The following is a 664-nucleotide window of genomic DNA, read 5'->3' as shown; positions in this document are numbered from 1 at the left end:
GATCTGGTCGAAGCTGCGCACCGTCCGGTCCATCATCTCGACCACGAAGGCGGCCGTCACCGCAACGGAGACCGAAGCGAAGAAGGCGCCGATCAGATAGAACAGCCGGCTGCGCCCCTGCGGCACAAGCGGCACGGCCGCCGGTGACAGGACCTCCAGTTCGGCGCCCGGCAGCATGGCCTGCCCGGCCAGGCCGCGGCGCTGTTCCTCGAGCTTGTCGAGGGCGGCCTGCTCCTTGTCGGCAATGCGCTGCAGCCGCACCAGCTCGGTCTGCGCCAATGCGGAACGGGAGCGCTGTTCGTAGGCGGCCGTCAGTGCGGAGCGGACCGTCCGGTCCTCGTCGTCAAGGGCGGCCAGCCTGGCGCGCAGGGACTGCAGGTAGCGCTCGATCGCGGCACCGAGATCGGCGCGGGATTTGTCGATCCGGGCTCGCAGGTCGACCACGGCGGGGGCATCGTTGCCATAGATGTCGAGAAGACGGGCAAGGTCCTGCTGCTGGGCGCGAAGGTCGGCCTGCATTACGCCGATGCTGTCGGGAATGGATTTGTTCTGCGCGGCCAGGGAAGGGTCGCGGGCGGCTTCCAGCGCGGCAATCGTATCCGTGATGTCGGTGCGGTCTTGCGCGATCTTCGTCTGCCGGTCGCTCAGTGCGACGATCGCCTTG

1 pseudogene is annotated in these 664 nt (G+C 68.2%); it reads right to left on the bottom strand.

Going from position 1 to position 664, the window contains the following annotated elements:
* Positions 1-664 (bottom strand): annotated as a pseudogene (locus ACFPWW_RS18110) (exopolysaccharide biosynthesis protein); the annotation flags it as partial.

It is taken from the genome of Rhizobium sp. GCM10022189 (genome assembly GCF_042656325.1).
Lineage (GTDB): Bacteria > Pseudomonadota > Alphaproteobacteria > Rhizobiales > Rhizobiaceae > Rhizobium.
Note: the sequence above shows the minus strand (reverse complement) of the source record. Positions and strands in the feature narration are given on the sequence as shown.